This window comes from Jeotgalicoccus saudimassiliensis, assembly GCF_000756715.1.
Lineage (GTDB): Bacteria > Bacillota > Bacilli > Staphylococcales > Salinicoccaceae > Jeotgalicoccus > Jeotgalicoccus saudimassiliensis.
In genome coordinates, this window is sequence record NZ_CCSE01000001.1 from 689,983 (window position 1) to 714,517 (window position 24,535).

General features: G+C 44.6%; 20 protein-coding genes and 1 other RNA gene. 16 read left to right on the top strand and 5 right to left on the bottom strand.

All coding sequences use genetic code 11. From position 1 onward, the window contains the following. Positions 1-2 precede the first annotated feature (2 nt). From ruvB to RZ44_RS03360, 13 genes are all read left to right on the top strand, one after another. Positions 3-1,001 (top strand): Holliday junction branch migration DNA helicase RuvB, encoded by a 999-nt coding sequence (gene ruvB, locus RZ44_RS03300; protein ID WP_035808462.1) that lies wholly within the window; start codon positions 3-5, stop codon positions 999-1,001. A 20-nt stretch (positions 1,002-1,021) separates the two neighbouring features. Next, positions 1,022-2,044: a tRNA preQ1(34) S-adenosylmethionine ribosyltransferase-isomerase QueA gene (gene queA, locus RZ44_RS03305; RefSeq protein ID WP_035808464.1), complete on the top strand. Its 1,023-nt coding sequence runs from the start codon at positions 1,022-1,024 to the stop codon at positions 2,042-2,044. A 789-nt stretch (positions 2,045-2,833) separates the two neighbouring features. Continuing rightward, complete coding sequence (gene tgt, locus RZ44_RS03310) at positions 2,834-3,979, top strand: tRNA guanosine(34) transglycosylase Tgt (RefSeq protein ID WP_035808465.1); 1,146 nt, start codon at positions 2,834-2,836, stop codon at positions 3,977-3,979. 18 nt (positions 3,980-3,997) lie between these two features. Then, a complete protein-coding gene (gene yajC, locus RZ44_RS03315) occupies positions 3,998-4,255 on the top strand; it encodes a preprotein translocase subunit YajC (protein WP_035808468.1) in 258 nt (85 codons plus the stop codon). A 99-nt stretch (positions 4,256-4,354) separates the two neighbouring features. Next, a complete protein-coding gene (gene secDF / locus RZ44_RS03320; RefSeq protein WP_074431611.1) occupies positions 4,355-6,634 on the top strand; it encodes a protein translocase subunit SecDF in 2,280 nt (759 codons plus the stop codon). A gap of 57 nt (positions 6,635-6,691) precedes the next feature. Further along, entirely contained in the window at positions 6,692-8,932 is a 2,241-nt protein-coding gene (recJ, locus tag RZ44_RS03325; protein WP_035808471.1) for a single-stranded-DNA-specific exonuclease RecJ, read from the top strand. Between the two features lie 13 nt (positions 8,933-8,945). Next, a complete protein-coding gene (locus tag RZ44_RS03330) occupies positions 8,946-9,464 on the top strand; it encodes an adenine phosphoribosyltransferase (RefSeq protein WP_035808474.1) in 519 nt (172 codons plus the stop codon). A 106-nt stretch (positions 9,465-9,570) separates the two neighbouring features. Continuing rightward, entirely contained in the window at positions 9,571-11,745 is a 2,175-nt protein-coding gene (locus RZ44_RS03335; protein WP_035808477.1) for a RelA/SpoT family protein, read from the top strand. 10 nt (positions 11,746-11,755) lie between these two features. Then, on the top strand, positions 11,756-12,208 hold the full coding sequence (gene dtd, locus RZ44_RS03340; RefSeq protein WP_035808480.1) for a D-aminoacyl-tRNA deacylase: 453 nt from the start codon (positions 11,756-11,758) through the stop codon (positions 12,206-12,208). Continuing rightward, entirely contained in the window at positions 12,208-12,951 is a 744-nt protein-coding gene (locus RZ44_RS03345) for an N-acetylmuramoyl-L-alanine amidase family protein (protein ID WP_035808483.1), read from the top strand. The genes dtd and RZ44_RS03345 overlap by 1 nt, the downstream gene beginning before the upstream one ends. Before the next feature lie 315 nt (positions 12,952-13,266). Beyond that, positions 13,267-14,529, top strand: a complete 1,263-nt coding sequence (gene hisS, locus RZ44_RS03350) for a histidine--tRNA ligase (RefSeq protein ID WP_035808484.1) — start codon at positions 13,267-13,269, stop codon at positions 14,527-14,529. Beyond that, the gene (gene aspS / locus RZ44_RS03355) at positions 14,530-16,293 is read left to right on the top strand and encodes an aspartate--tRNA ligase (protein ID WP_035808486.1); all 1,764 of its coding nucleotides are present in this window, start codon (positions 14,530-14,532) and stop codon (positions 16,291-16,293) included. A 64-nt stretch (positions 16,294-16,357) separates the two neighbouring features. After that, positions 16,358-17,092: a YwaF family protein gene (locus tag RZ44_RS03360; RefSeq protein WP_035808488.1), complete on the top strand. Its 735-nt coding sequence runs from the start codon at positions 16,358-16,360 to the stop codon at positions 17,090-17,092. A gap of 21 nt (positions 17,093-17,113) precedes the next feature. On the opposite strand, the gene RZ44_RS03365 is transcribed toward RZ44_RS03360, so the two are convergent. The 3 genes from RZ44_RS03365 to RZ44_RS11235 are packed head-to-tail and all read right to left on the bottom strand — an operon-like array spanning position 17,114 to position 19,450. Further along, on the bottom strand, positions 17,114-18,790 hold the full coding sequence (locus RZ44_RS03365; protein WP_052108766.1) for a b(o/a)3-type cytochrome-c oxidase subunit 1: 1,677 nt from the start codon (positions 18,788-18,790) through the stop codon (positions 17,114-17,116). Further along, positions 18,783-19,274, bottom strand: a complete 492-nt coding sequence (locus tag RZ44_RS03370; protein ID WP_035808491.1) for a cytochrome c oxidase subunit II — start codon at positions 19,272-19,274, stop codon at positions 18,783-18,785. Before RZ44_RS03370 ends, RZ44_RS03365 begins: the two co-directional genes overlap by 8 nt. An 11-nt stretch (positions 19,275-19,285) precedes the next feature. Then, complete coding sequence (locus RZ44_RS11235; RefSeq protein ID WP_141638974.1) at positions 19,286-19,450, bottom strand: cytochrome c oxidase subunit 2A; 165 nt, start codon at positions 19,448-19,450, stop codon at positions 19,286-19,288. A 120-nt stretch (positions 19,451-19,570) separates the two neighbouring features. Between RZ44_RS11235 and RZ44_RS03375 the strand changes: the two genes are divergently transcribed. Both RZ44_RS03375 and ssrS read left to right on the top strand, forming a co-directional pair. Continuing rightward, positions 19,571-20,266 (top strand): Crp/Fnr family transcriptional regulator, encoded by a 696-nt coding sequence (locus RZ44_RS03375; protein ID WP_035808493.1) that lies wholly within the window; start codon positions 19,571-19,573, stop codon positions 20,264-20,266. Between the two features lie 59 nt (positions 20,267-20,325). After that, positions 20,326-20,520, top strand: a non-coding RNA gene (gene ssrS, locus RZ44_RS11125) — 6S RNA. Between the two features lie 408 nt (positions 20,521-20,928). Here ssrS and RZ44_RS03380 read toward each other — a convergent pair. Then, the gene (locus tag RZ44_RS03380; RefSeq protein ID WP_035808496.1) at positions 20,929-22,227 is read right to left on the bottom strand and encodes a replication-associated recombination protein A; all 1,299 of its coding nucleotides are present in this window, start codon (positions 22,225-22,227) and stop codon (positions 20,929-20,931) included. A gap of 83 nt (positions 22,228-22,310) precedes the next feature. Here RZ44_RS03380 and RZ44_RS03385 point away from each other — a divergent pair, with 83 nt between their 5' ends. Then, complete coding sequence (locus RZ44_RS03385; RefSeq protein ID WP_035808498.1) at positions 22,311-22,727, top strand: RrF2 family transcriptional regulator; 417 nt, start codon at positions 22,311-22,313, stop codon at positions 22,725-22,727. Between the two features lie 113 nt (positions 22,728-22,840). Here the strand turns inward: RZ44_RS03385 and RZ44_RS03390 are convergent, their stop codons facing one another. Further along, positions 22,841-24,526 (bottom strand): ABC1 kinase family protein, encoded by a 1,686-nt coding sequence (locus RZ44_RS03390; RefSeq protein WP_052108769.1) that lies wholly within the window; start codon positions 24,524-24,526, stop codon positions 22,841-22,843. Positions 24,527-24,535 lie beyond the last annotated feature (9 nt).

A 24,535-nucleotide genomic window follows, 5' to 3' on the forward strand; every position in this document is an offset into this window, starting at 1 on the left:
TAATGGATGAACGTATTTTAGATGAGCATGAGCACGATAATGAAGCGTCGCTGGAATTATCGCTCCGGCCGACAAAGCTGCATCAGTATATCGGTCAGGATGCACTTAAAAGCAACCTGAGCGTATTTATCGAAGCAGCGAGAATGCGCGAAGAAGCGCTGGATCACGTCATACTGCATGGCCCGCCGGGGCTCGGTAAGACGACGCTTGCAAACATTATCGCTGCGGAAATGAACGTTAATATTAAGACGACATCCGGACCGGCCGTTGAACGTGCCGGCGACCTCGCTGCGATTTTATCCAGTTTAGAACCGGGTGATGTTCTTTTTATCGATGAAATTCACAGGCTGCCGCGTTTTGTTGAGGAAATTTTATACTCTGCAATGGAGGATTTCTTTATCGATGTTGTAATCGGTCAGGGAGATGAAGCGAGAAGTATCCGCATCGACCTTCCGCCTTTTACACTCGTCGGTGCAACAACGCGGTTTGGAAGCCTTTCTGCACCGCTTAGAGACCGTTTCGGTGTGCAGCTGAGACTGCAGTATTACGACCTTGACAGTCTCAAGCTGATTATTGAACGGACGGCGGATATTTTTGAAGTGGCCATTCCGGAAAACAGCCTGAATGAGCTGGCGAAAAGATCCCGCGGTACACCGAGAATTGCCAACAGGCTGCTTCGCAGGGTGAGGGATTTCTCGATGGTAAAAGGTGAAGAAGCAATTACACTTGAAACGACAAACTATGCACTGAAAGTGCTTGAAGTCGATCCGGAAGGACTCGAACCGATCGACCATAAAATTATGCGTACAATTATCGGTACATACGGCGGCGGTCCGGTCGGACTTGAAACTGTAGCAGTATCAATCGGTGAGGAAGTCGTGACACTGAACGATGTGTACGAACCGTATTTAATTCAGCGCGGATTTTTAGAGCGTACACCGAGAGGTCGTAAAGCCACAGCCAAATCATTTGAGTATTTTAAAAATATTGATATGAACTAGGCTGGTTTAGGAGGAAACACATGAAGTTGGAAGAATTTGATTTTCATCTGCCTGAAAATTTAATCGCGCAGACACCGTTAAAAGACCGTACAAGTTCACGGCTGCTTGCAGTTAATAAAGCGGCAGGCGAACTTTCGGATAAACACTTTTACGATGTTGCCGATTACTTTAACCCGGGCGACGTACTCGTGTTAAACGATACGAAAGTACTGCCGGCAAGATTGTTCGGTGTAAAAGAAGACACCGGCGCCAAAATTGAAATGCTCCTTTTAAAACCGATTGACGAAGGATACGAAGTGTTAATCCGTCCGTCAAAAAAAGTGAATATCGGCACGCGTGTCGTGTTCGGTGAAGGCAAGCTGACGGCAGAATGTACTGCGAAATTCGAAGAAGGCATTCATCATATGAAATTAATTTATGACGGCATTCTGGAAAACGTTCTGGATGAGCTTGGTGAAATGCCGCTGCCGCCGTATATTAAAGAAAAACTTGATGATAAAGACCGATATCAGACCGTCTTTGCACGTGAATCGGGTTCAGCTGCAGCACCGACAGCGGGACTGCACTTTACTGAGGAACTGATGCAGGAAATTAAAAATAAAGGTGTGGAAATTGTATACATTACGCTGCACGTCGGACTCGGAACATTCCGTCCTGTCGCTGCAGATACGATCGAAGACCATAAAATGCACAGCGAATTTTATACGATGACAGCTGATGCGGCGAAAACGCTGAACGATAAAAAAGCAGCAGGGGGGAAAATTATCAGTGTCGGTACGACAAGTACGCGCACACTTGAAACAATTATTCACGACCACGGAGAATTTAAAGAAGCATCCGGATTTACTGATATTTTTATTTATCCGGGATTCGAATACAAAGCAGTGGACGTTTTAATTACCAATTTCCACCTGCCTAAATCGTCACTGGTCATGCTGGTCAGCGCGTTCAGTTCACGTGAACACATTTTAAATGCATACGCACATGCGGTGGATTCGGAATACCGTTTCTTCTCGTTCGGCGATGCGATGATCTTACATTAAATATTTTTGCGGTAAGTAGTGAAGTATGGGGGTTTTGCGTGTGGGCTGTGTTCGCGTTTGATGATGCTGGTGTACTTCGAGACATTAACGAGGTGCACCGGCGGAGTTTGGTGTACTTCGCGGCATTAACGAGGTGCACCGGCGGGCTTAGGTGTACTTCGCAGACTTAACGAGGTGCACCGGCGGAGTTTGGTGTACTTCGCAGACTTAACGAGGTGCACCGGCTGGTTTTGGTGTACTTCGCAGACTTAACGAGGTACACCGGCTGGTTTTGGTGTACTTCGCAGACTTAACGAGGTTCACCGGCGGGCTTAGGTGTACTTCGCGACATTAACGAGGTGCACCGGCGGAGTTTGGTGTACTTCGCAGACTTAACGAGGTGCACCGGCGGGCTTAGGTGTACTTCGCAGACTTAACGAGGTGCACCGGCGGGCTTAGGTGTACTTCGCAGACTTAACGAGGTGCACCGGCGGAGTTTGGTGTACTTCGCAGCATTAACGAGGTGCACCGGCGGAGTTTGGTGTACTTCGCAGACTTAACGAGGTGCACCGGCGGGCTTTGGTGTACTTCGCAGACTTAACGAGGTGCACCGGCTGGCTTTGGTGTACTTCGCAGACTTAACGAGGTACCCCGGCTGGTTTTGGTGTACTTCGCAGACTTAACGAGGTGCACCGGCGGAGTTTGGTGTACTTCGCAGACTTGACGAGGTGCACCAAGCCATCCACACGGCAGACTCATTACAATTAATATTACAAAACACTGCAGAAAATCATTAAAGAGGTGACCAACATGGCAATTCGCTATGAACATATTAAAACGTGCAAACAGACCGGTGCACGACTCGGCAAGCTTCATACACCGCACGGTGTCATAGATACGCCGATTTTCATGCCGGTCGGAACACTTGCAACGGTTAAGACGATGTCTCCGGAAGAGCTTGCGGATATCGGTTCGCAGATTATTTTATCGAACACGTATCACTTATGGCTGCGTCCGGGTAACGATATTGTTAAGGAAGCCGGCGGCCTGCACAAGTTTATGAACTGGGATAAGCCGATTCTTACAGACTCGGGCGGTTTCCAGGTATTCAGCTTAAGCCACCGCCGTAAAATTACTGAAGAGGGTGTGCATTTCCGCAGTCATCTTGACGGTTCAAAACTGTTTTTAGGACCTGAAGGTGCTATGGATATTCAGCACGATCTCGGCTCTGATATTATGATGAGCTTTGATGAGTGTGCGGCGATTCCGTCGACTCACGACTACGTTAAAAAATCGGTTGAGCGTACGACACGCTGGGCTGACCGCGGCTTAAACCACCACATTAAAAAAGGACACGATAAACACCAGGCGCTTTTTGGTATCGTCCAGGGCGGCGAGTACAAAGACCTGCGTGAGCAGAGTGCAAAAGATTTAGTGGCAATGGACTTCCCGGGGTATTCAATCGGCGGACTTTCCGTCGGTGAACCAAAACCTGTCATGTACAGAGTGCTGGAAGAAACAGTACATCTTTTACCGGAAGACAAACCGAGATATTTAATGGGTATCGGTTCTCCGGATGCATTAATCGAAGGTGTTATCCGCGGCGTCGATATGTTCGACTGCGTGCTGCCGACACGTATTGCACGTAACGGTACGACGATGACGTCACAGGGACGCGTCGTTGTGAAAAACAAAATATACGAACGTGATTTCACGCCGCTTGATCCGAATTGCGACTGCTATACTTGTAAAAACTATACGCGCGCGTATCTCAGACATCTGTTCAAAGCGAATGAGACGCTCGGATTGAGACTTACTACTTATCATAATCTTTATTTTCTGTTAAACTTAATGGAAGATGTTCGAACTGCAATTTTAAATGATAATTTATTGGATTTTAAAGAAGCATTTTTCGAATCTTATGGATTGAATAAAGAAAATCCGAAAAATTTCTAAGCAGGAGGAAATTGCGCAATGGAATTACTCGTAACTTTCGCACCGATAATCGTTTTAGTTTTAGTTATGTATTTCTTAATGATCCGCCCGGCTCAAAAGAGACAGAAGCAGGTTCAGGAAATGCAGGCAGGACTGCAAAAAGGCGATGAAGTTATTACAATCGGCGGCATGCACGGCACAGTAGAATCATTCGACCAGAAGCACATGTACCTACGTACTGACGAGTCGGCTGTTCTTAAGTTTGACCGTGTTGCACTAAAAGAAGTTGTAAAATAAATACATGAAAACCAAAGTCGGCGTTCGTCGGCTTTTTTTATTTAACTTTGGAATTTTTAACGTTATAATTAACTCATTGTAAAAGTTAGAGGTGTACACGTGAAAAAGAAATCCAGTAAATTAATTATTGCTCTGATGATTGTTGTCGTACTGTTTACAACAATCGCATTAACGCTGAAAGATGTATTGAATGATGTAAATCTCGGACTGGATCTCCAGGGCGGTTTTGAAGTGCTTTATCAGGTTGAACCGCTTGAAGAAGGGGATACGATTGATGAGAAGGCGGTCCGGAGTACAGCATCCACGCTGGACGCGAGGGTTAACGTACTCGGTGTTTCCGAACCGAATATACAAATCGAGGATAACAACAGAATCCGGGTGCAGCTTGCAGGTGTCGATGATCAGCAGGAAGCCCGCGAGCTGTTAAGTACGCAGGCTGAACTGACAATCCGTGACGTGGACGATAATGTTCTGTTATCCGGTAAAGATCTTGTCCAGGGCGGAGCTTCGCAGGACTATGATGAGATGAATAACGCTATGGTATCTCTTGAACTGCGGGATAACAACAAATTTAAAGAAGTGACTGAAGAAATTTCAAAAAGACCGCCGGGTGAAAACCTGATGGTTATATGGATGGACTTCGTTGAAGGTGAAGATTCATTTAAAACCGAAGTTCTGAAAGAAGATCCGAAATTCATCTCTGCACCGACAGTATCACAGCCGATCAACTCGACTGACGTGATGATTTCAGGCGGATTTGAAGGGCAGGAAGGTGTAGAGCGTGCACAGAATATAGCCGCGCTCTTAAACTCCGGTTCACTGCCGGTTAAACTGACAGAAGTGTATTCCACTTCAGTAGGTGCCCAGTTCGGTGAACAGGCGCTAGATGAGACGGTTACTGCCGGTTTAATCGGTGTTGCGCTCGTCTTCCTGTTTATGCTGATATTCTACCGTATCCCGGGACTCGTTGCAGTCATTACACTGACGGTTTATATATTCCTGACACTTGCAGGGTTTAATGCAATCAGCGGTGTACTGACACTGCCGGGTATTGCGGCACTGATTTTAGGTGTCGGTATGGCAGTCGATGCGAACATTATACTGTATGAACGGCTGAAAGATGAACTGCGCATCGGACGCAGCTTAAAACAGGCTTATATAAAAGCGGCATCCTCTTCACTGTGGACGATAGTGGATGCCAACCTGACGACATTAATTGCTGCAGTAGTACTGTTCATTTTTGGTACGAGCAGTGTTAAAGGTTTTGCAACAATGCTGATGCTGTCGATTATAATGAGCTTTGTCACAGCAGTATTCCTGACCCGTGTCATTATGTCACTGTTCGTTCAGTCGAACTACGCACGCGGTAAAAACGGCTGGTTCGGTGTCAGTACGAAAAATACACACAGCATTTCAGAAGGTAAGGATATTGAAGACTTAACCACACCGTGGGACCGTTTTGATTTTATCAAACACGCGAATAAGTTTTTCATCTTCAGCGGGCTGCTCCTCGCAGCAGGTCTGATAATCCTGTTTATCTTTAAGCTGAATCTCGGTATCGACTTCACGAGCGGTACGAGAGCGGATATTACTACGGACGGCAATGCATCTGTTGAGCAGGTTGAAAGTGAACTTGAGTCGCTCGGCATTCCGCCTGAAAACCTGACGGTATCGGGAGAAGATACGGTCGTAGCACGTTACGGTGTGGATCTGGCACAGGAAGAAGTCACTTCCATGCAGACTCACTTTAATGATATGTACGGACATGAGCCGATGGTCAGTACTGTCAGTCCTGTAATCGGTCAGGAACTTGCGCAGAATGCAATTATTGCACTGATTATCGCATCAGTCGGTATTATTATTTATGCTTCGATCCGGTTTGAATGGAGAATGGCGCTGCCGGCAGTGGTGGCACTTCTGCACGACGTCCTGATTATACTGGCTGTATTTTCTATATTCCGTATCGAAGTGGATATCACGATCATTGCAGCAGTGTTAACGGTCGTCGGATATTCAATTAACGACACAATTGTGACGATGGACAGAATACGTGAAAATAACCGTAAGATTAAAGTGTTCAGAAGCGAAGCTGAGATTAATATGGTCATCAACAGGTCGCTGAGACAGACAGCAACACGTTCGATCAATACGGTACTTACTGTATTAATCGTTGTTGTGTTCCTCGTGTTCTTCGGTGCAGCGTCAATTTTCAACTTCTCACTCGCACTGTTAATCGGTCTTGTGAGCGGTGTGTATTCTTCGTTCTTTATCGCGATTCAGCTGTGGGGCGTATTAAAACGCAGACAGCTTAGAAAACTGGGCGGTGAAGTTACAGTTTACACAGAGAAGTCAAAAAATGACGATAAAGTGGTAGTGTAAAAATAGTAAATCAAAACGTCCGGGTGCGCCCGGGCGTTTTTTAAAAAGGTGATAATTATGTTTACATCAAAATATACATGGCAGGTACGTGAACGTACACAAAAGCTGAGTGAAGACATTAAAAAAGAATATAAGCTGAATCATCTGGAAACAACGCTGCTTGAAAACCGCGGCTATCATTCTACGGAAAAAGTCGACGAAATACTGGCACCGTCTGAATATAACTGGCAGTATATGCCGAATATAAATGAAGCGGCTCAGGTGATTCAAAAGCATCTGGACAATGACTCCCGAATTTTAATTTACGGAGATTACGATGCTGACGGAATTACGAGTACGACGATTTTGTACGATGCATTGAAAGCACAAAATGAAACCGTCTTTTATTTTATTCCAAATCGCATGGAACACGGTTACGGGCCGAACTATGATTTCTTTGAATTTGAAGTTGTCGGCAATGTGGATCTTGTGATTACCGTAGATAACGGTGTAGCAGCAGCGAAAGAGATTGCACTGCTCCGTGAGAACGATATCGATGCAGTGATTATCGACCATCACGAGTTTGCTGATGAAATTCCCGATGCAGTGATCGTCCATGCAGGATTTCCTGACAGCAAATATCCGTTTCAGCATCTTGCAGGGGTTGGTGCGGCATATAAAGTGCTGCAGGCTCTCGGACTCGATAAAGATGAATATCTGGGACTCGTTGCAATCGGGACAGTCGCTGATATCGTCTCCATGACCGATGAAAACAAATATCTTGTAACACGTGGTCTTGTGGAACTGAACCAGCGTATGCCGCTCGGATTATCGACTCTGTTGAAAATGAGCAACCATTCAGGCAGTATCGATGAGGAGACAATCGGTTTCACTATAGCACCCAGGCTGAATGCAACAGGCCGTATGGATGAGGCATCAATCGGAGTGGAGCTGCTAATGGCGGACGATGAAAACCGTGCGTACGAAATTGCATCGGCTATCGAAGAACTCAACACGGAACGAAAAGCGCTTGTTGAAACGATTTATAAAGAAGCGGCTGAACAGGTCGATGAAAATAATGAAATCAATATCGTCACAGGAGATGACTGGCACCAGGGTGTACTCGGCATTGTGGCATCACGGCTCGTCGATGAATTCGGCAAACCGGCTGTTGTCATGTCAAACGACTTCGATGTATATAAAGGCTCAGCGCGATCAATTGAGGGTATCGATCTTCTCGGCATGCTGAAGAAGTTTCCCGATTACTACAATACGCTCGGCGGTCATGCACAGGCGCTCGGATTGTCTGTTTATGAAGATTCGATTGAAGAATTTAAAAAGACAGTGACCGGACATTTCAATGAACTGGCTTTAAACTTAAAGCCGGTTCAGTATGTTGATTACAAAGTGACAAATGATAACCTGACCCTGAAGGAATTTGAACGTATCAGACGCCTGAAGCCGTTCGGCAAAGATTTTAATACGCCGGTATTTATGATTACAAATCAGACGGTTAAAAGTATCCGACAGGTCGGCAAGGACTTATCACATATAAAAATTACACTGCAGGAACTCGATATCGATATTATTGGATTTAAGTTCGGTTTTCTGCACAATGAAGTGCAGAGCGGGGATAAAATCAGTTTAATCGGTACGCTGAATATTAACGACTTTAACCATAAGCGAACACTGCAGATGGTGCTCATGGATGCGAGAATTGATGATCTTCAGATTATCGATATGCGGTCGAAAAACGAACAGGACTTTTCACTGATTAAACAGGATGATTTGTTCCTGATAAATGAAGACACTAACGATAAAGAAAATTATTTTAAATATGGCGAAGCACTGCCTATCGCAGTCAATACTCTCGTGCTCCGTGATATTCCTTACGACCTGGAAGAGCTGAAAACGTCTCTGAAAGGACTGCAGGCATCCAAGATTTTCGTTATTTTTAATGACAGAAACGAACTGTTCTTTGAAGGACTGCCGTCAAAGCAGTTAATCGAACAGACAGATGAGCTTATTATGAATGCAGAAGACGGCGCAATCGATTTAACTATTCATGCACCGCACCTTGCGAAGCGTATCGGCACCTCGATGAGAAATTTAAAAATAATTATCGATATTTTAGCAGATTTGTCACGAATCCGTCTGGAAAGTGGTATAGTATATAAGGATGAGGTACAAAGCGTAATTAATATAGAAAACAGTCAATATTTAAAACGCTTAACTACTAAAATTGAAGCCGAGGCAAAACTTAAAATGTCCTCCGGCCAAAATATGAAAGATTATTTACGTACATTGATCACAACGTAAATTGGAGGAAATTATGGATTTAAAACAGTATGTATCAGAAGTTGAAAACTGGCCGAAAGAAGGTGTCAGTTTTAAAGACATCACTACAATTATGGACAACGGTCCGGCATATAAATATGCAACGGACCAGATTGTAGACTACGCAGCAGCAAAAGATGTAGATATCGTTGTCGGACCTGAAGCACGCGGATTTATTATCGGCTGCCCGGTTGCCTACAGCATGGGAATCGGTTTTGCACCGGTACGTAAAAAAGGCAAACTGCCTCGCGAAGTACTGGAATTTGAATACGATCTTGAATACGGCACAAATGTGCTGACAATGCACAAAGACGCAATTAAGCCCGGTCAGCGTGTACTTATTACAGATGACCTGTTAGCTACAGGCGGCACAATCATGGCGACGATTAAACTAATTGAAGCCATGGGCGGCATTGTAGTGGGTATTGCATTCCTTATTGAACTCGAATATTTAAATGGAATGGAATTACTTGAAGGTTATGATACAATTTCATTAATCAAGTACGAAAGCTAAGAAAAGCCTGTATATACAGGCTTTTTTCTTTATAGTGCTGTTTCTTTAGATATATATTTGTAGTATTATTATTTTATATATGAATTTACGGAAGGGTGGCGTGATCATGGACAAGGAATACCCGTATGAAGCATCAGATGTTTTTAATATGTGTGTTGAATATCTTGACGACAGTGATATGCAGATGATCAAAAAGGCATATGAGCTGGCACGTGAAGCACATGAGGGACAGTTCCGTAAAAATGGTCTGCCTTATATCGCACACCCTGTACAGGTTGCGGGAATTTTAGCAGAGCTGAAACTCGACGCACCGACAATTGTTGCAGGTTTTCTGCACGATGTCGTTGAAGACACGACGTACACTTTTGATGACCTGATTGGCATGTTCAATGAAGAAGTAGCAATTATCGTAGACGGTGTAACAAAACTTGAAAAAGTAAAATACCGTTCGCAGCAGGAACAGCAGGCTGAAAACCACCGCAAGCTGTTTATCGCAATAGCAAAAGATATACGGGTGATTCTAGTTAAACTCGCAGACCGTCTGCACAATATGCGCACGCTGAAAGCCATGCCTGAAGAAAAACAGGTCCGGATTTCCCGCGAGACGCTGGAAATATATGCACCGCTCGCTCACCGTCTCGGTATCTCAAGCATTAAATGGGAACTGGAAGACATATCGCTCAGATACATAGAGCCCGGACAGTATTTCCGTATCGTCAGTCTGATGAAAAAGAAACGCAGTGAACGGGAAAACGTAATCGACGAAGCCATAGAAAAAATTGATTCGGAACTCGATGACACGGCAATAAGTCATAATTTATCGGGGCGTCCGAAACATATATACAGCATCTATAAAAAGATGCAGAAAAGCTCAAAACAGTTCGAACAGATATTTGACCTGCTGGCCATCCGCGTGCTCGTCAATGATGTGCGTGACTGTTATGCGGCGCTCGGTATTATTCATACAATCTGGCGACCGATGCCGGGACGTTTTAAAGACTATATCGCAATGCCGAAACCGAACATGTACCAGTCCCTTCATACGACTGTTGTCGGACCGAACGGGGACCCGCTTGAAATCCAGATCCGCACACACGAGATGCATGAAATTGCAGAACACGGTGTCGCAGCACACTGGGCTTACAAAGAAGGTGTCAGTGCCGATAAGGCATCGCTTGATGCGCGATTAGACTGGTTTAAAGATATTGTCGGCAATGAAACAGACAATCCGGATGCAGAAGAATTTATGGCTGCACTGAAAACAGACTTATTAAGCGATAAAGTTTACGTATTTACACCCGACGGTGATGTTATTGAACTGCCGCAGGGTGCAATTCCAATTGACTTTGCCTATCAGGTCCATTCGGAAGTCGGGAACAAAATGGTCGGTGCAAAAGTGAACGGCAAAATTGTGCCGATAGATCACGAACTTGAAACCGGGGATATTCTGGAAATCAGAACGAGCAAACAGTCATACGGTCCGAGTATCGACTGGCTGAAAATGGTTAAAACGTCCAGTGCACGGAATAAAATCCGGTCATTCTTTAAAAAGCAGGACCGTAAAGTCAATATCGAAAAGGGCCGTCAGGCAGTTGATCAGGAAATTAAAGTGCGCGGCTACAATCCGGATGACGTCATTCAGGAAGACAATGTTGCCGGTGTGCTTTCACGATATAATCTGAACGAGGAAGATGACCTGTTTGCAATGATCGGCTTCGGCGGAGTCACTGCAAACCAGGTGACGAACCGTCTCCTTGAAAAGATTAAAGAAGCGGAAACGAAGACCAATCAGATCGAAGAAATCGACCGCACGCACCACTATAAGGAAATTACGACAGAATCCGGTGTATATGTTGAAGGTATGGATAACATGCTCATCAACTTATCCAAATGCTGTAATCCGATCCCGGGCGATGATATTATCGGTTATATAACAAAAGGCCACGGAGTAAAAGTACACGTGGTGACTTGTCCGAATATCGTTCATGAAACCGAGCGGCTGATCGATGTGGAGTGGGTCGGTAATAAGAGTGTCGACAAACGTTATCAGGTTGACCTTGAAATTACAGGTTACGACCGGAACGGACTCGTCAATGAAATACTGAACTTAATTTCCAGTCTGAAAGTGCCGATTACACGAGTAAACGGACTTGCAGACGAAACGAAGCAGGCGAAAGTCAGCTTATCGATTATGGTGCCGAACAAACATGAACTGCACCGTGCAGTCGACAGAATCAAACAATTAAAAGACATATACAGCGTTGAACGCGTATTTAAGTGAGGTATAAAGGATGAAAATCATTTTACAGAAAGTTTCACACGCACTTGTTGCCAATAACGAAATGTATAATGAAATAAACGACGGCTACTGTCTGCTTGTAGGTGTCAGTAAAACTTCGACAGAAGAAGATGCCCGTGTCCTTGCACGCAAGATTGCGAATGCCCGTGTTTTTGAAGATAAAGACGGTAAAATTAATTTATCGATTAAAGAAGTCGGCGGCGAGATTTTAAGTGTGTCTCAGTTTACACTGTATGCCTCAACAGCTAAAGGCAACCGTCCGAGCTTTACCGGAGCTGCTTCAGGCGAAGACGCCCGAGTGCTTTACAGAGTATTTAACGAAGCACTGCGTGCAGAAGACCTTGTCGTAAAAGAAGGGTTCTTCGGTGAGCATATGGACGTGAAGCTGACTAATTCCGGTCCGATTACGATTATTTATGAAGCCGAGGGCGGTAAAATAGTCTGATGGATTCAATAAAAAAAGGCTTCAAAAAACTGCTGGATGCAGCCGGTTATTTTCTGAAGTATAAAAAACATCTGTATATTAAACCGCTGTTCTTCATTATCATCGCATTGATTATCGTACTGGCATCTGCTTACATTTATAAAAATGTGCTGCATGAGCCGGAGGATTTAATTACGATGGATTTCAGTAACGATGATGTTGAGGAAGAAATGGATTATGATTTCAGCGGTACAACAATTGCACTAGATCCCGGCCACGGGGGAGATGATCCCGGTGCACCGAGCAAATACGGTGAGGATGAAGATCACGTCGTCTATTCAATCGCATCAGAGCTTGAACAGGAGCTGACGGATGCCGGGGCAAAAGTCATTATGACGCGCGGCAAAGACGAAACGGTCAGTCTCGACGGGCGAAAGGTAGAGGCGGATTTATTTATCAGCCTGCACAGTGATGCCTTCGATGATCCGGCAATTTCAGGATTTACGACCTATTACACTTATCCGAATCAGGAAGAATTCGGACAGCATTTAAACGCGGCGCTCGATAAGCGTTCGCTGCTGTATAACCGGGGCAACCAGGTGATGGAATACCAGGTGGTCTGGCAGCTCGATTATCCGGGCGTGCTGATTGAGCTCGGCTATTTAAGCAATGAGTTCGATGACTATATTTTAAATCAGGAAGATTATCAGGGCGAAATGGTGACGGCAATTATGGAAGGAATCCACAGTTATTTAAACCGTTAGCTTGACAAAGATATATAATCTGACTATTATAAAGAACATAATTCAAACTTAATACATTTACTTCGTAACGAAGAGAGTATCTATAATGAGTCACAGAGAAATTCACCCCGGGCTGAAAGTGAATACTTCAAATGATACTTGCCGACACTTCGTATAAGAAGCTGTATATACAGCGGTCACAGCCGTTATCTGTAATAGAGAGTACATATTTATTTGTGCTGAACCTAGGGTGGCAACACGACCATTTCGTCCCTTATACCGTTATTCGGTATGAGGGGCTTTTTATTTTATATAAAACATTCAGGAGTGATTGAAATGATACAGGTACCGAGAGGAACACAGGACATACTGCCTTCCGAGTCTTATAAATGGCAGTTCGTTGAAAAGAAACTATTTGAAATCGCAAAAAACTACAATTACGATGAGATCCGTACACCGGTGTTTGAATCTACCGACCTTTTCGTAAGAGCAGTCGGCGGTTCAACTGATATTGTAAACAAGGAAATGTATACGTTTCAGGATAAAGGAGACCGCAGCTTAACACTGCGTCCGGAAGGGACAGCGCCGGTAGTGCGCAGCTACATCGAAAATAAAATGCAGCACAACGTGGAGCAGCCGGTTAAATTATTCTATGTTGCACCGATGTTCCGCTACGAACGTAAACAGAAAGGACGCTACCGTCAGTTTGTTCAGTTTGGTGTTGAGGCAATCGGTGTTGAAGATCCGTTAATCGATGTGGAAATGCTAAGCATGCTGATGCACATATATCAGTCATTCGGACTGAAAAACCTGAAGCTTGTTATTAACTCTATCGGTGATATCGACAGCCGTGCACAGTACAACAAAGCACTCGTTGAACACTTCTCACCGCGTATCGGTGAGTTCTGCCAGGATTGCCAGACGCGTATTGATTCAAACCCGATGCGTATTCTCGACTGTAAAAAAGACAGAGATCACGAACTGGTGAAATCAGCACCGCGTATTTACGATTATTTAAACGATGAATCTAAAGCGTACTTCGAATCAGTGAAGACGAAGCTCGATGAACTCGGCATTAAATATGAAGTGGATTACAATCTCGTACGCGGACTGGATTATTACACGCACACTGCATTTGAGCTGATGAGCGATGCTGAGGGCTTCGGTGCAATTACGACACTGTGCGGCGGCGGACGTTACAACGGTCTGCTGGAGATGATGGACGGTCCTGATAAGACGGGAATCGGCTTTGCTTTAAGTATTGAGCGTCTCCTGCTGGCACTTGAAGCTGAAGGCATTGAAATTCCTGAAAATAAAGGAATCGACTTATATATCTGCACGATGACTGATGAAGCGCGTGACGCTGCGGGGACACTGCTTCACAAACTGCGAAAGAGAGGCATCAGTGCGGATATGGATTATGAAAACCGCAAGCTGAAAGCACAGATGAAAGATGCTGACAGAAAAAATGCACAATACACTGTCGTACTTGGTGACGATGAATTAAACAGCCAGTCTGCAAGCTTAAAAGAAATGGCGACAGGCGAAACAGAGAAATTATCATTTGACGAAATTATTAATACACTGGAGGAATTGTAGATGACACGTATATATTCTAATGAAGTAACACTTGAAAAAGTCGAAGAAACAGTTCATCTGCAGGGCTGGGTTCAAAAACGACGAGACCTTGGCGGACTGATTTTTATCGATTTAAGAGATAAGAACGGGTTGATTCAGGTTGTATTCAACCCTGACGTATCAGAAGAAGCACTGAACATTGCCGATAAAATCCGTACTGAATTTGTAGTGGATATTAAAGGAACAGTGAAAAAACGCGATGAAAAACAGGTCAATAAAAATATCGCGTCCGGAGAAATTGAAGTGTACGCAAAAGAGATTGAAATTCTCGCTAAAGCGAAAACACCGCCGTTCCAGGTGAGCGATGACAATATCAATGAAGACACGCGTCTGAAGTACCGCTACATTGATCTCCGCCGTCCGAAACTGCAGGATATTTTAAAAACGCGTTCGAAAATTAATAAAGCAGTCAGAGATTTTCTTGCAGAAGAGGATTTCATGGATATTGAAACTCCTGTACTGTCGAAATCCACACCTGAAGGTGCACGTGATTACCTTGTACCGTCACGTGTTCACCCGGGCGAGTTTTACGCGCTGCCGCAGTCTCCGCAAATATACAAGCAGCTGTTAATGCTCTCGGGTATGGAACGCTACTACCAGATTGTAAAATGTTTCCGCGATGAGGATCTCCGTGCCGACCGTCAGCCTGAGTTTACTCAAATCGATATCGAGAAGTCATTTACCGACCAGGAAGATATTATCGATATGAACGAACGTCTGATTCAGCACTTGATGAAGACGATTAAAGGTCTTGATATTCCTGCACCGTTCCCGCGTATTACGTACGATGATGCGATGGCGCGCTACGGCGTCGACAAACCGGATACTCGTTTTGGTCTGGAACTGCAGGATTTAAGCGGGTTCAGCAGTACTGTTGACTTTAAAGTATTTAAAGCAGCTGTTGAGTCGGGCGGATCAGTGAAAGCGATTGTCGTTCCGGGCGCTGCACCTGACTTTTCACGTAAAGACATCGACAAACTTGAAGCATTCGTTAAAAACTACGGTGCGAAAGGTCTTGCATGGATGAAAGTAAACGAAGAAGGTCTGCAGGGACCAATTGCGAAATTCTTCGACGATGAGAAAAAACAGGAATTAACGGATACATTATCGATAAGTACGGATGATCTTGTATTATTCGTCGCTGATAAAAATTCGGTTGTACATGCCGCACTTGGTAACCTCCGTAACAAACTCGGCAAGGATCTTGGTCTGACTGACAAAGAGCAGTTCAACTTTATCTGGGTAACGGACTGGCCGTTATTTGAGTACGATGAAGAACTCGGGCGCTACTTTGCGGCACACCATCCGTTCACGTCACCGAAAGCTGAAGATATCGGCAAGCTTGAAACTGCACCGCATGAAGTGAAAGCCAATGCGTACGATATCGTGCTTAACGGCTACGAGCTCGGCGGCGGTTCAATCCGTATCAGCGATGCTGAACTGCAGGAGAGAATGTTCAGAGCGCTCGGCTTTACTGACGAAGAACGCGACAGCCAGTTCGGCTTCCTGATCGAAGCATTCCAGTACGGTGCACCGCCGCACGGAGGAATTGCATACGGTCTTGACCGTTTCGTTATGCTGTTAACAGGTTCGGATAATATCCGCGACGTTATCGCATTCCCTAAAACACAAAACGCAAGCGACCTGATGATGAACGCACCGTCGGGTGTGTCAGAAGATCAGCTGAAAGAACTGCATATAGACACACAAGTTGATAAAGACTAAGAAAAAAGGGTAAACTGAGGTTGTAAGACCTTAGTTTATCTTTTTTAATTTATAGGAGGCGCATATGCAGTCATTTCTTGATCCCAATGCACAGACAGTACAAATAGGGGATTACAATCACGCGATTTATCTCGCGGGTATTGCAATCATTTTATTTTTACTGTTTAAGTTCAGGTATCAGATTAAAGAAAATTCCGGGCGTGTTATGCTCGGCATACTGGTTTTTGCTGTTGTTCAGCGGATTGTCAGCGTGAGCTATTACGTTATCATCGGTGAGTTTACAGTAACTGATTCACTGCCTCTGCACATTTGCAGAGTGGTGTGTTATCTAATCATTATTCAATTTTTCGTTAAAAAGGAATGGCTCGATCAGGTAATTTTTTATTTTGGATTATTTGCATATGCTTCATTTATATACCCCGTCGGCATCTCACCGGCAATTCACATGCTGGGTATATCGTTCTTTATGCTGCACAGTTTAATAATCGTCTATCCGATTTTCAGGTATTTCACGCATGGATTTATACCTTCTTTGAAAGGTTCATTCCAGTCTGCAATATTGTTTGCGGTATATTTAACAGGTATGCAGCTGTTAAACAATGCTATCGGCAGCAACTATTTTTATACAGAAGACAGACCATTTATGCACGACTTAAGTGAACCGGTATACTTCTTTCTGAACATGTTCGGAATTGCCGTCGGTTTTATAATCACAGCTTTAATTATACGGCTGGTAATTAATTTAGTCAGTGCCGGTAAAGAAAAACACAAAGGAAATGAAGAAAAAACACTGGTGTAACACCAGTGTTTTTTTGTGCATTTACCAGAGTCTGAATCCTTTTGCTCCGGGTATATTTTCTGTAAACATCTGTGTAATCGGTACCGTGTACGCGATTAAAATAAGGAATATTGTAATGATGATTAAAAGCCGCCAGTTTTCAACCCATTTTACAGGCGGTGCGTCCTGGTCCATAAACATTGCAACCGGGAACTCTTCCGGTTCAGTTTGTTTTGGTCCTGTAATGAGTTTCAGGAACATCAGTATAGCGATAATGATGGCGATAAACAGAAACGAACCGCCGACAGCCTGCATTACCTGATACGTAATCCATTCCCCGGCTATTTCAGCTCCGCCGTATTCAGAGAACGTCGAACGTCTAGGTGCACCCCGAAGTCCTGCCCAGTGCATCGCAAGGGACATGATCCCCATACCGAGTGCCCACGTATAAGCCAGAAACAGACCGAGTCTGTTGGCAATTTTATCAATTTTTCTGCCGGTAATGTGCGGCAGCAGGAACAGCATTGCAGCAAAGTACGTCAGTATAACCGGTGCGCCGACTGTAATGTGGAAGTGGCCGACGACCCATATAGTGTTATGTATCAGCTGGTTCATCTGGCCGGAGGCGTTAATTATACCGCCAAGTCCGCCCGGAATGAAAAACAGCATGCCGATAAACACAAGCGCAAAACGGGCATCTGTCCACGGCAGCTTTTTAAACCAGTCGAGGAGACCTGTTGCACCCTGCTTTCGTCCGTATGTTTCAAAGACGGCAAACATACTGAATGCAGTCATTAGAGACGGTACGATAACCATGAATGTCAGTACAACCTGAAGTCCTTTCCAGAATGCATCGATGCCGGGATCTACAAGCTGGTGGTGAATTCCGACCGGAATACTGAAAAACAGAAACAGGACGAATGACAGACGGGCGAGGTTATCAGAGAAACCTTTCGTGCCTAATACTTTCGGAATAATTGCATACCAGACCATATAAGCAGGAAGCAGCCAGAAGTATACGAGCGGGTGGCCGAAGTACCAGAACAGCGTACGGCTGAGCGTAATGTTTATCGTCTCAACCCAGCCGAGAGACCACGGGATAAACTGGAACAGGACGGCTGAAGCGACACCAATCGTACAGACGATCCACATGACGTTGTTAATTGCAGTCATGTAGCTTAACAGCGGTGTTTTCTGTCCTTTGTTTTCTTTTCTCCATCTAAAGTATCTCATCAGCTGGCCTGCTACTGAAATCCATGTCCCGACGATGACGAATGTCAGACCGATATAGTGGATTGCATGTGCCTGAAGCGGTGCGTAAAATGTATATAATACTGTTGCTTCGTTTAATGCAATCATCGAAGCTGACATCAGTGTACCTGCAGTCATGACCCAGAAACCGACCCATCCGAGTCTCCGTTCTGTATTGTTCAGTGCACCTGCAGTTCTTGAGAGCGCAGCAATCTGAAAGCCCATTATGAAGAAGAATGTCATAACCAGTGCAAGAATAACACCGTGAAGCGTTAAGAGCTGATAATAGCCGATGCCAAAAGGCAGCTCAAACTGACCCGAGCGGACCAGTGTCTGCAGCAGTCCGGCAGTTCCGCCGATCAGCAGTGCAAATGCAACCCATGCCATGTTGGCCAGTATCAGTCTGCTGTCTTTTTTGTCGACTGTTGTTTTACTTGAAAAAATTTCAGAACCGGTATAATTACTCATTCTCAGTACCTCCATTTACGACTTTAATAACCGATGTCATATCTGCATGTCCGACACCGCAATATTCATTACAGACAATAAGATGTTCACCTGGTTCATCGAATGTCATTTCATATGTAGAAATTAATCCCGGTTCAGCCATCATATTTACGTTTGTGCCGACGACCTGGAAACCGTGAACAACGTCCGGACTTGTGACGTGGAATTTAACTGTTGAACCTGCCGGAATTTCAACTTCTCCCGGTTCGTACATAAATGCACTCGCGATAAAGTACAGATCATAATCGTGACTGCCTTCAGTCGCTTCTTTTAATCCGGGTTCGCTGAAACGCGCATCTTCGCGTATATGTTCCGGATGTATTGTTTCAATACCGCTTGCAGCCGGCGTGTGTCCGCCGTGAACAGCTGAAATACCTAATATAATTAAAAATATTGCAAGAGAAGCTGTTCCGAGTGAAATCCAAATTTTTTCGTATTTATGCATATCAGTTCACCTTACATCCTTTCCATAAATAAAATAAATGCGCCGAACCAGCTTAACAGCATCAGTCCGCCAATTGCCATAACCATCATAAAAGTACCGCGCAGATCGAGTTTGTGATGGTCATTCTCATCATGCTTATTTTCTACCTCTGTTATTTTGTCCTTTTCTTCAGTCATGATTTCACCTTCTTTTCCATACGTTTTGTATAGCTAAATTGTAAAATAGAATCATTTGGAAAAAAGTGATAAATATCACACTTTGTGATAATATTTAATAAAATGACGGAGGAGCCGACCATGAATAATAAAACCATCTTTTATCCCGAAACGCTTATTAGCCTGATCGAACAAAGCGGCAACAGCATATCGTTTAAAAAGGGTGAATTTATTTATCATCCGGGTGATCCGACTGCTTACATTTATACAGTTCAACAGGGACAGGTGTTTATAAGCAGAATGCAGGAAGAGGGGGCGGAACTGGCAACCAACCTGTTAAAAGAAAAGGGAATATTCGGTGCAGTTACGCTGTTTTGCGGGCCGAAGGCGCATACAGCATCGGCAAAAGCGAAGACCGATGTAACTGTGTGCAGGCTGCCGCAGAAAGAGTTTGAGGCGCTGGTGCTTGACAATGAGACGGTAAAAACCGAATGGATGCGCTGGATGGAAATCGACCGTCAGCGTGCGATTACGAAAATCCGTGATAATGTAATGTACGGCAAACTCGGTGCACTGTGCTCGAACCTGATCCGGCTGTCGAACTCATTCGGCGAGGAAGTGCCGGAAGGCATACGTATTACGACGAAAATTACCAACCAGGAACTCGGCGTCATTTGCGGTACATCCCGTGAAGTTGTCAACAGACTGCTCGGCGATTTGAAGAGGGAAGGAATCATCTCGGTAGAGCAAAAAATTATTACGATTCATAACATGGAAAAACTGCGTCACTTAATCAATTGCGAGAATTGTCATATCGACGTCTGTCAGGTATTTTAAAGCGCTTACATGCTTTTTGTTTTACTTCTCAATATTATGTGGTATTATAGTGTTAATAGAAATTCCTGAAGAGTTCGTGATGTGTTGACTTATATTTTGACCTAACACCTTTTTTATCGGGAGCCTAATTGGTTTTCCCTCGAAAAACAAGCCTATGTACGCAGTAGGACGTTTGGAGTTGGAAACAGGGCACCCACCTGCAAATAGCAGGCCAAAATAATCAACTATAACACACGGCTTACGTTGGGTATTTCGGTAGTCACCAAGTTTACTTGGTGGCTATTTTTTGTGGATTTTGATGGGGAATCTGTGAGTGGGCTCACGTGATGTGCTCATTGATTGAGTATAGCGTTTATCATGATCCGAGCGGTGTTCTTTGTGAGGGTTGGGCGTTTATCATGCCAGAGAGATGTGTTCATTGTCACAGTAGGACGTTTACTGTGCCAGAGAGGTGTGTTCTTTGTCACAGTAGGGCGTTTATCGTGCCAGTGAGCGTAGTTCTTTGTCACAGTAGTGCGTTTACCGTGCCAGTGAGCGTTGCTCTTTGTCACAGTAAGGTGTATATCGTGACAGTGAAATTCGCTCATTGGCACAGCAGCGCTCAAAGAACCTCCAAAACGTAAATAAACCCGCCCATCCAGGGCGGGTTTACCATAAATATATTATTTTTTACGGCCGTAATCCGAATCTTTGTTCATTTTTTTAAGGTTGTGATAAGTTTCGTTTAATGATTGTTCGTATTTGCTAATGCCATCGTCTTTATAGTAACGCTGGTTGATCAGCGTATCCGGAAGATACTGCTGGGCGACGACGTGGTTAGGATAGTTGTGAGGGAACTTGTAGCCGACCGCGTTGCCGAGTTCTTTCGCGCCTTTGTAATGACCGTCGCGCAGGTGTCTAGGCACAGCGCCGCCGCGTCCTTTACGGACGTCTGATAATGCGTTGTCGATGCTCGAAATCGCTGTGTTTGATTTTGGCGAGAGTGCGAGTTCTATAACTGCCTGGGATAAAGGTATACGTGCTTCCGGAAATCCGAGCCGCTCGGCACTGATTATTGCGTCCAGTGTACGGGATGCAATGTTCGGATTTGCGAGGGATACGTCTTCATAACTGATAACGAGCAGCCGGCGGGCGATTGTTACAAGATCCCCGGCTTCAATGAGGCGGGCGAGATAGTGGAGTGATGCATCGACATCGCTGCCGCGGATTGATTTTTGCAGACCGCTCATAACATCGAAATGCATATCTCCGTCCTTATCGTGAAGGAATGCGGATTTCTGCATACAGTCGAGCGCATCCTGCAGTGTTATTTTAATGATCTCATCATCATTTGTTTCCGTACTTAACGCTGCGAGTTCGAGTGCGTTCAGTGCACTCCGAACATCTCCGTGTGCCGATGTTACGAAGTGTTCTACAGCATCATCTTCTATTTCGATATTGTATTCCCCAAGACCGCGTTCTTTATCTTCCAAAGCGCGGAATACTGCAGTTTTAATATCTTCGGTGTCGAGCGGTTCCAGTTCAAATATCCGGGTCCTCGAACGGATTGCAGGATTGATGGCGTGGAATGGATTCGATGTCGTTGCCCCGATTAGAATAATCGTGCCTTTTTCGAGGTGGGGCAGGAGGAAGTCCTGCTTTGCCTTATCGAGGCGGTGTATTTCGTCCAGCAGCAGTATCACACTGCCGCTCATCTTACCTTCTTCTGCAACGATCTGCATATCTTTTTTCGTATCCGTTACGGCATTTAACGTGCGGAATTTATATTTAGTTGAGCCTGCGATGGCACTTGCGATACTCGTTTTACCGATGCCCGGCGGGCCGTAGAGAATCATCGAAGACAGTCTTTTTGCATCGACCATTCTTCTGATAATTCCGCCTTTGCCGACGAGATGCTGCTGACCGAGCACTTCATCGATCGACTGCGGACGCATGCGGTAACTTAATGGTTGTTTATTCATAGTATTTCACCTTATTTTAAAAGATATGTTATATTTAATTATAATACAAAGAACAGATGAACTAAAATTATTGAGGTGTAAGAATGAAAATATCCACTCGCGGAAGATATGGTTTGTATTTTATGCTGACTCTGGCGAAAGATTACGGCGTTAAAAAGCGCAGCGTAAAATCAGTCGCGACAGAGCGCGATATCAGCGACCTGTATTTAGAGCAGATCGTTGCGAACTTAAAGAAAGACGGCCTGGTGAAAAGTACGAGAGGTGCTTACGGCGGCTATGAGCTGAATTTCCCGCCCGATGAAATTACAGTCGGTCAGGTATTCAGTGCAGTTGAGGAAAACATTATGATTGTCGATGCGGATAATCATGAAACGAAAAACGAAAGTTTCTTGTGGAAGCGTATCAGGGATGCAGTTAACGATGTGCTGGACCATACGACACTGCACGATATAGTCGATAATGATACAGACGACTTTGACGGCTATATGTTCTACATTTAAACAATTAAACTTTTACAGATAAAACCCGTCCGCCGGACTGCCAAAAAGCAATCCGGCGGACGGGTTTATGTTTATGTTTATGTTTATGTTTATGTTTATGTTTATGTCTGAAACTAAAATCGTCCGGATTTGACTATCGACCATAACAGCCATGCAAACATAATCATTGCGAATATCGCGGCGATTTCTATAATGGGAATTCTGAATATAATACTGCCCTCGCCAAGCAGCGCAGAACCGACGATTAAGCCGACCATAACGATACTGAAAGCAAGAAGGACAATACTGAACGACAGTCTGTTAATGACTCTGTCGAGATGTTTTGAAAACTGTGAACGGCCTTTAACATCAATTTCAATCGGCAGATTCTGATTTTTTAATCCTTTTGAAAACTGATGAACGTTTTCTGTCACTTCGCGCAGTTCACTTCCGAGCTGCTGGATTTCATCAATCTGGAAATTCAGCAGATTTTTCGGATTATACCTCTCGAGAAGCAGTGCTTTTCCGAATGGCTCGGCAACATCCATAATGCTGAAGTCCGGATCCAGCTGACTGACGACACTTTCAAGCGTGAGCAATGTTTTCGCAAGTATCGTAAAGTCCTGCGGCAGTTTAATTTTATACTTATTGGCAATGCCGAATAAATCATTGACTGCATCGCTGAAGTTCAGTTTTGCGAGCGGCACGTCGTAATACTTGTCCCGCATAATTTCAGCTTCGCGGTTTAAATCACGCATCGATACATCAACCGGCACAACACCCATTTTAACGATGGCTTTAACGACACCGCCTGAGTCTTTGCGCATCAATGAAATGAGCAGGGAACCAAAATTATTTTTCAGGTCGCTCGTCAGCCGGCCGATCATGCCGAAGTCTAAAAAGGCGAGCGTGCCGTCATCGAGAACACTGACATTACCGGGGTGCGGGTCGCCGTGGAAATATCCCTCTTCAAATATTTGCTGGAAAATCGCACGGGCCAGTGTATTTGCGACCTCACTTTTGTTAATCCCCATCTCATCGAGCTTCATAAGATTATTCACGGGCACACCTTTTATAAAGTCCATGACCATGACATTTTTAGTCGAATATTCCCAGTAAATCTCAGGGATTTTAATGGCAGGGTCGTTCTTATGTGTTTTACCGATACGTTCGACGTTCCGGGCTTCAATTGTATAATCGAGCTCGTTAATCAGAGCATCGGAAAACTCATCTATCATATCCGTCACCTGATAGTTACGGGCCCATTCAAGATTCGACTCGGCCAGTCCCGCAAGATGGCGCAGTATTTCAAGATCTGTCCGTACCGTCTTTTCAATATTTGGACGCTGAATTTTAACAGCGACATCTTCACCTGTATGCAGCATTGCCCGGTGAACCTGGCCGATTGAAGCAGAGCCGACAGGTTTATCGTCAAAAATCATAAAGAGCTCGTCAATCGGTGCTTCGAGGGACTCTTCGATTAATCTGCGCGCTTCGTCCGGCGGGAACGGGGGCACATGACTCTGAAGTTTTTCCAGTTCGGCAATTAAATCCGGAGGGAGTAAATCGCCTCTCATCGACGCTATCTGGCCGAGTTTAATAAACGTCGTGCCCATTTCCTCGATAAAAATGCGGATTCTTTCCGCATAGGTTTTCTCGAGTACTTCATCGTTCTGCTGGCGCAGTAAAATACGCCTCGGCAGTGAAATTACGCGGTCCAGACCGATTTCTTCTATGAGGAAGCCCAGTCCGCTTTTTGAGAACTGCATTGCAATTTCACGATAGCGGTTAATATAATTCACCCGTGTCTGAAGACTCATAAGCCGGTC

Excerpts from the sequence above, each read along its gene's own strand:
- ruvB (WP_035808462.1), top strand. The coding sequence starts at position 3 with ATGGATGAACGTATTTTAGATGAGCATGAGCACGATAATGAAGCGTCG.
- queA (WP_035808464.1), top strand. The coding sequence starts at position 1,022 with ATGAAGTTGGAAGAATTTGATTTTCATCTGCCTGAAAATTTAATCGCG.
- tgt (WP_035808465.1), top strand. The coding sequence starts at position 2,834 with ATGGCAATTCGCTATGAACATATTAAAACGTGCAAACAGACCGGTGCA.
- yajC (WP_035808468.1), top strand. The coding sequence starts at position 3,998 with ATGGAATTACTCGTAACTTTCGCACCGATAATCGTTTTAGTTTTAGTT.
- recJ (WP_035808471.1), top strand. The coding sequence starts at position 6,692 with ATGTTTACATCAAAATATACATGGCAGGTACGTGAACGTACACAAAAG.
- RZ44_RS03330 (WP_035808474.1), top strand. The coding sequence starts at position 8,946 with ATGGATTTAAAACAGTATGTATCAGAAGTTGAAAACTGGCCGAAAGAA.
- RZ44_RS03335 (WP_035808477.1), top strand. The coding sequence starts at position 9,571 with ATGGACAAGGAATACCCGTATGAAGCATCAGATGTTTTTAATATGTGT.
- dtd (WP_035808480.1), top strand. The coding sequence starts at position 11,756 with ATGAAAATCATTTTACAGAAAGTTTCACACGCACTTGTTGCCAATAAC.
- RZ44_RS03345 (WP_035808483.1), top strand. The coding sequence starts at position 12,208 with ATGGATTCAATAAAAAAAGGCTTCAAAAAACTGCTGGATGCAGCCGGT.
- hisS (WP_035808484.1), top strand. The coding sequence starts at position 13,267 with ATGATACAGGTACCGAGAGGAACACAGGACATACTGCCTTCCGAGTCT.
- aspS (WP_035808486.1), top strand. The coding sequence starts at position 14,530 with ATGACACGTATATATTCTAATGAAGTAACACTTGAAAAAGTCGAAGAA.
- RZ44_RS03360 (WP_035808488.1), top strand. The coding sequence starts at position 16,358 with ATGCAGTCATTTCTTGATCCCAATGCACAGACAGTACAAATAGGGGAT.
- RZ44_RS03365 (WP_052108766.1), bottom strand. The coding sequence starts at position 18,790 with ATGAGTAATTATACCGGTTCTGAAATTTTTTCAAGTAAAACAACAGTC.
- RZ44_RS03370 (WP_035808491.1), bottom strand. The coding sequence starts at position 19,274 with ATGCATAAATACGAAAAAATTTGGATTTCACTCGGAACAGCTTCTCTT.
- RZ44_RS11235 (WP_141638974.1), bottom strand. The coding sequence starts at position 19,450 with ATGACTGAAGAAAAGGACAAAATAACAGAGGTAGAAAATAAGCATGAT.
- RZ44_RS03375 (WP_035808493.1), top strand. The coding sequence starts at position 19,571 with ATGAATAATAAAACCATCTTTTATCCCGAAACGCTTATTAGCCTGATC.
- RZ44_RS03380 (WP_035808496.1), bottom strand. The coding sequence starts at position 22,227 with ATGAATAAACAACCATTAAGTTACCGCATGCGTCCGCAGTCGATCGAT.
- RZ44_RS03385 (WP_035808498.1), top strand. The coding sequence starts at position 22,311 with ATGAAAATATCCACTCGCGGAAGATATGGTTTGTATTTTATGCTGACT.
- RZ44_RS03390 (WP_052108769.1), bottom strand. The coding sequence starts at position 24,526 with ATGAGTCTTCAGACACGGGTGAATTATATTAACCGCTATCGTGAAATT.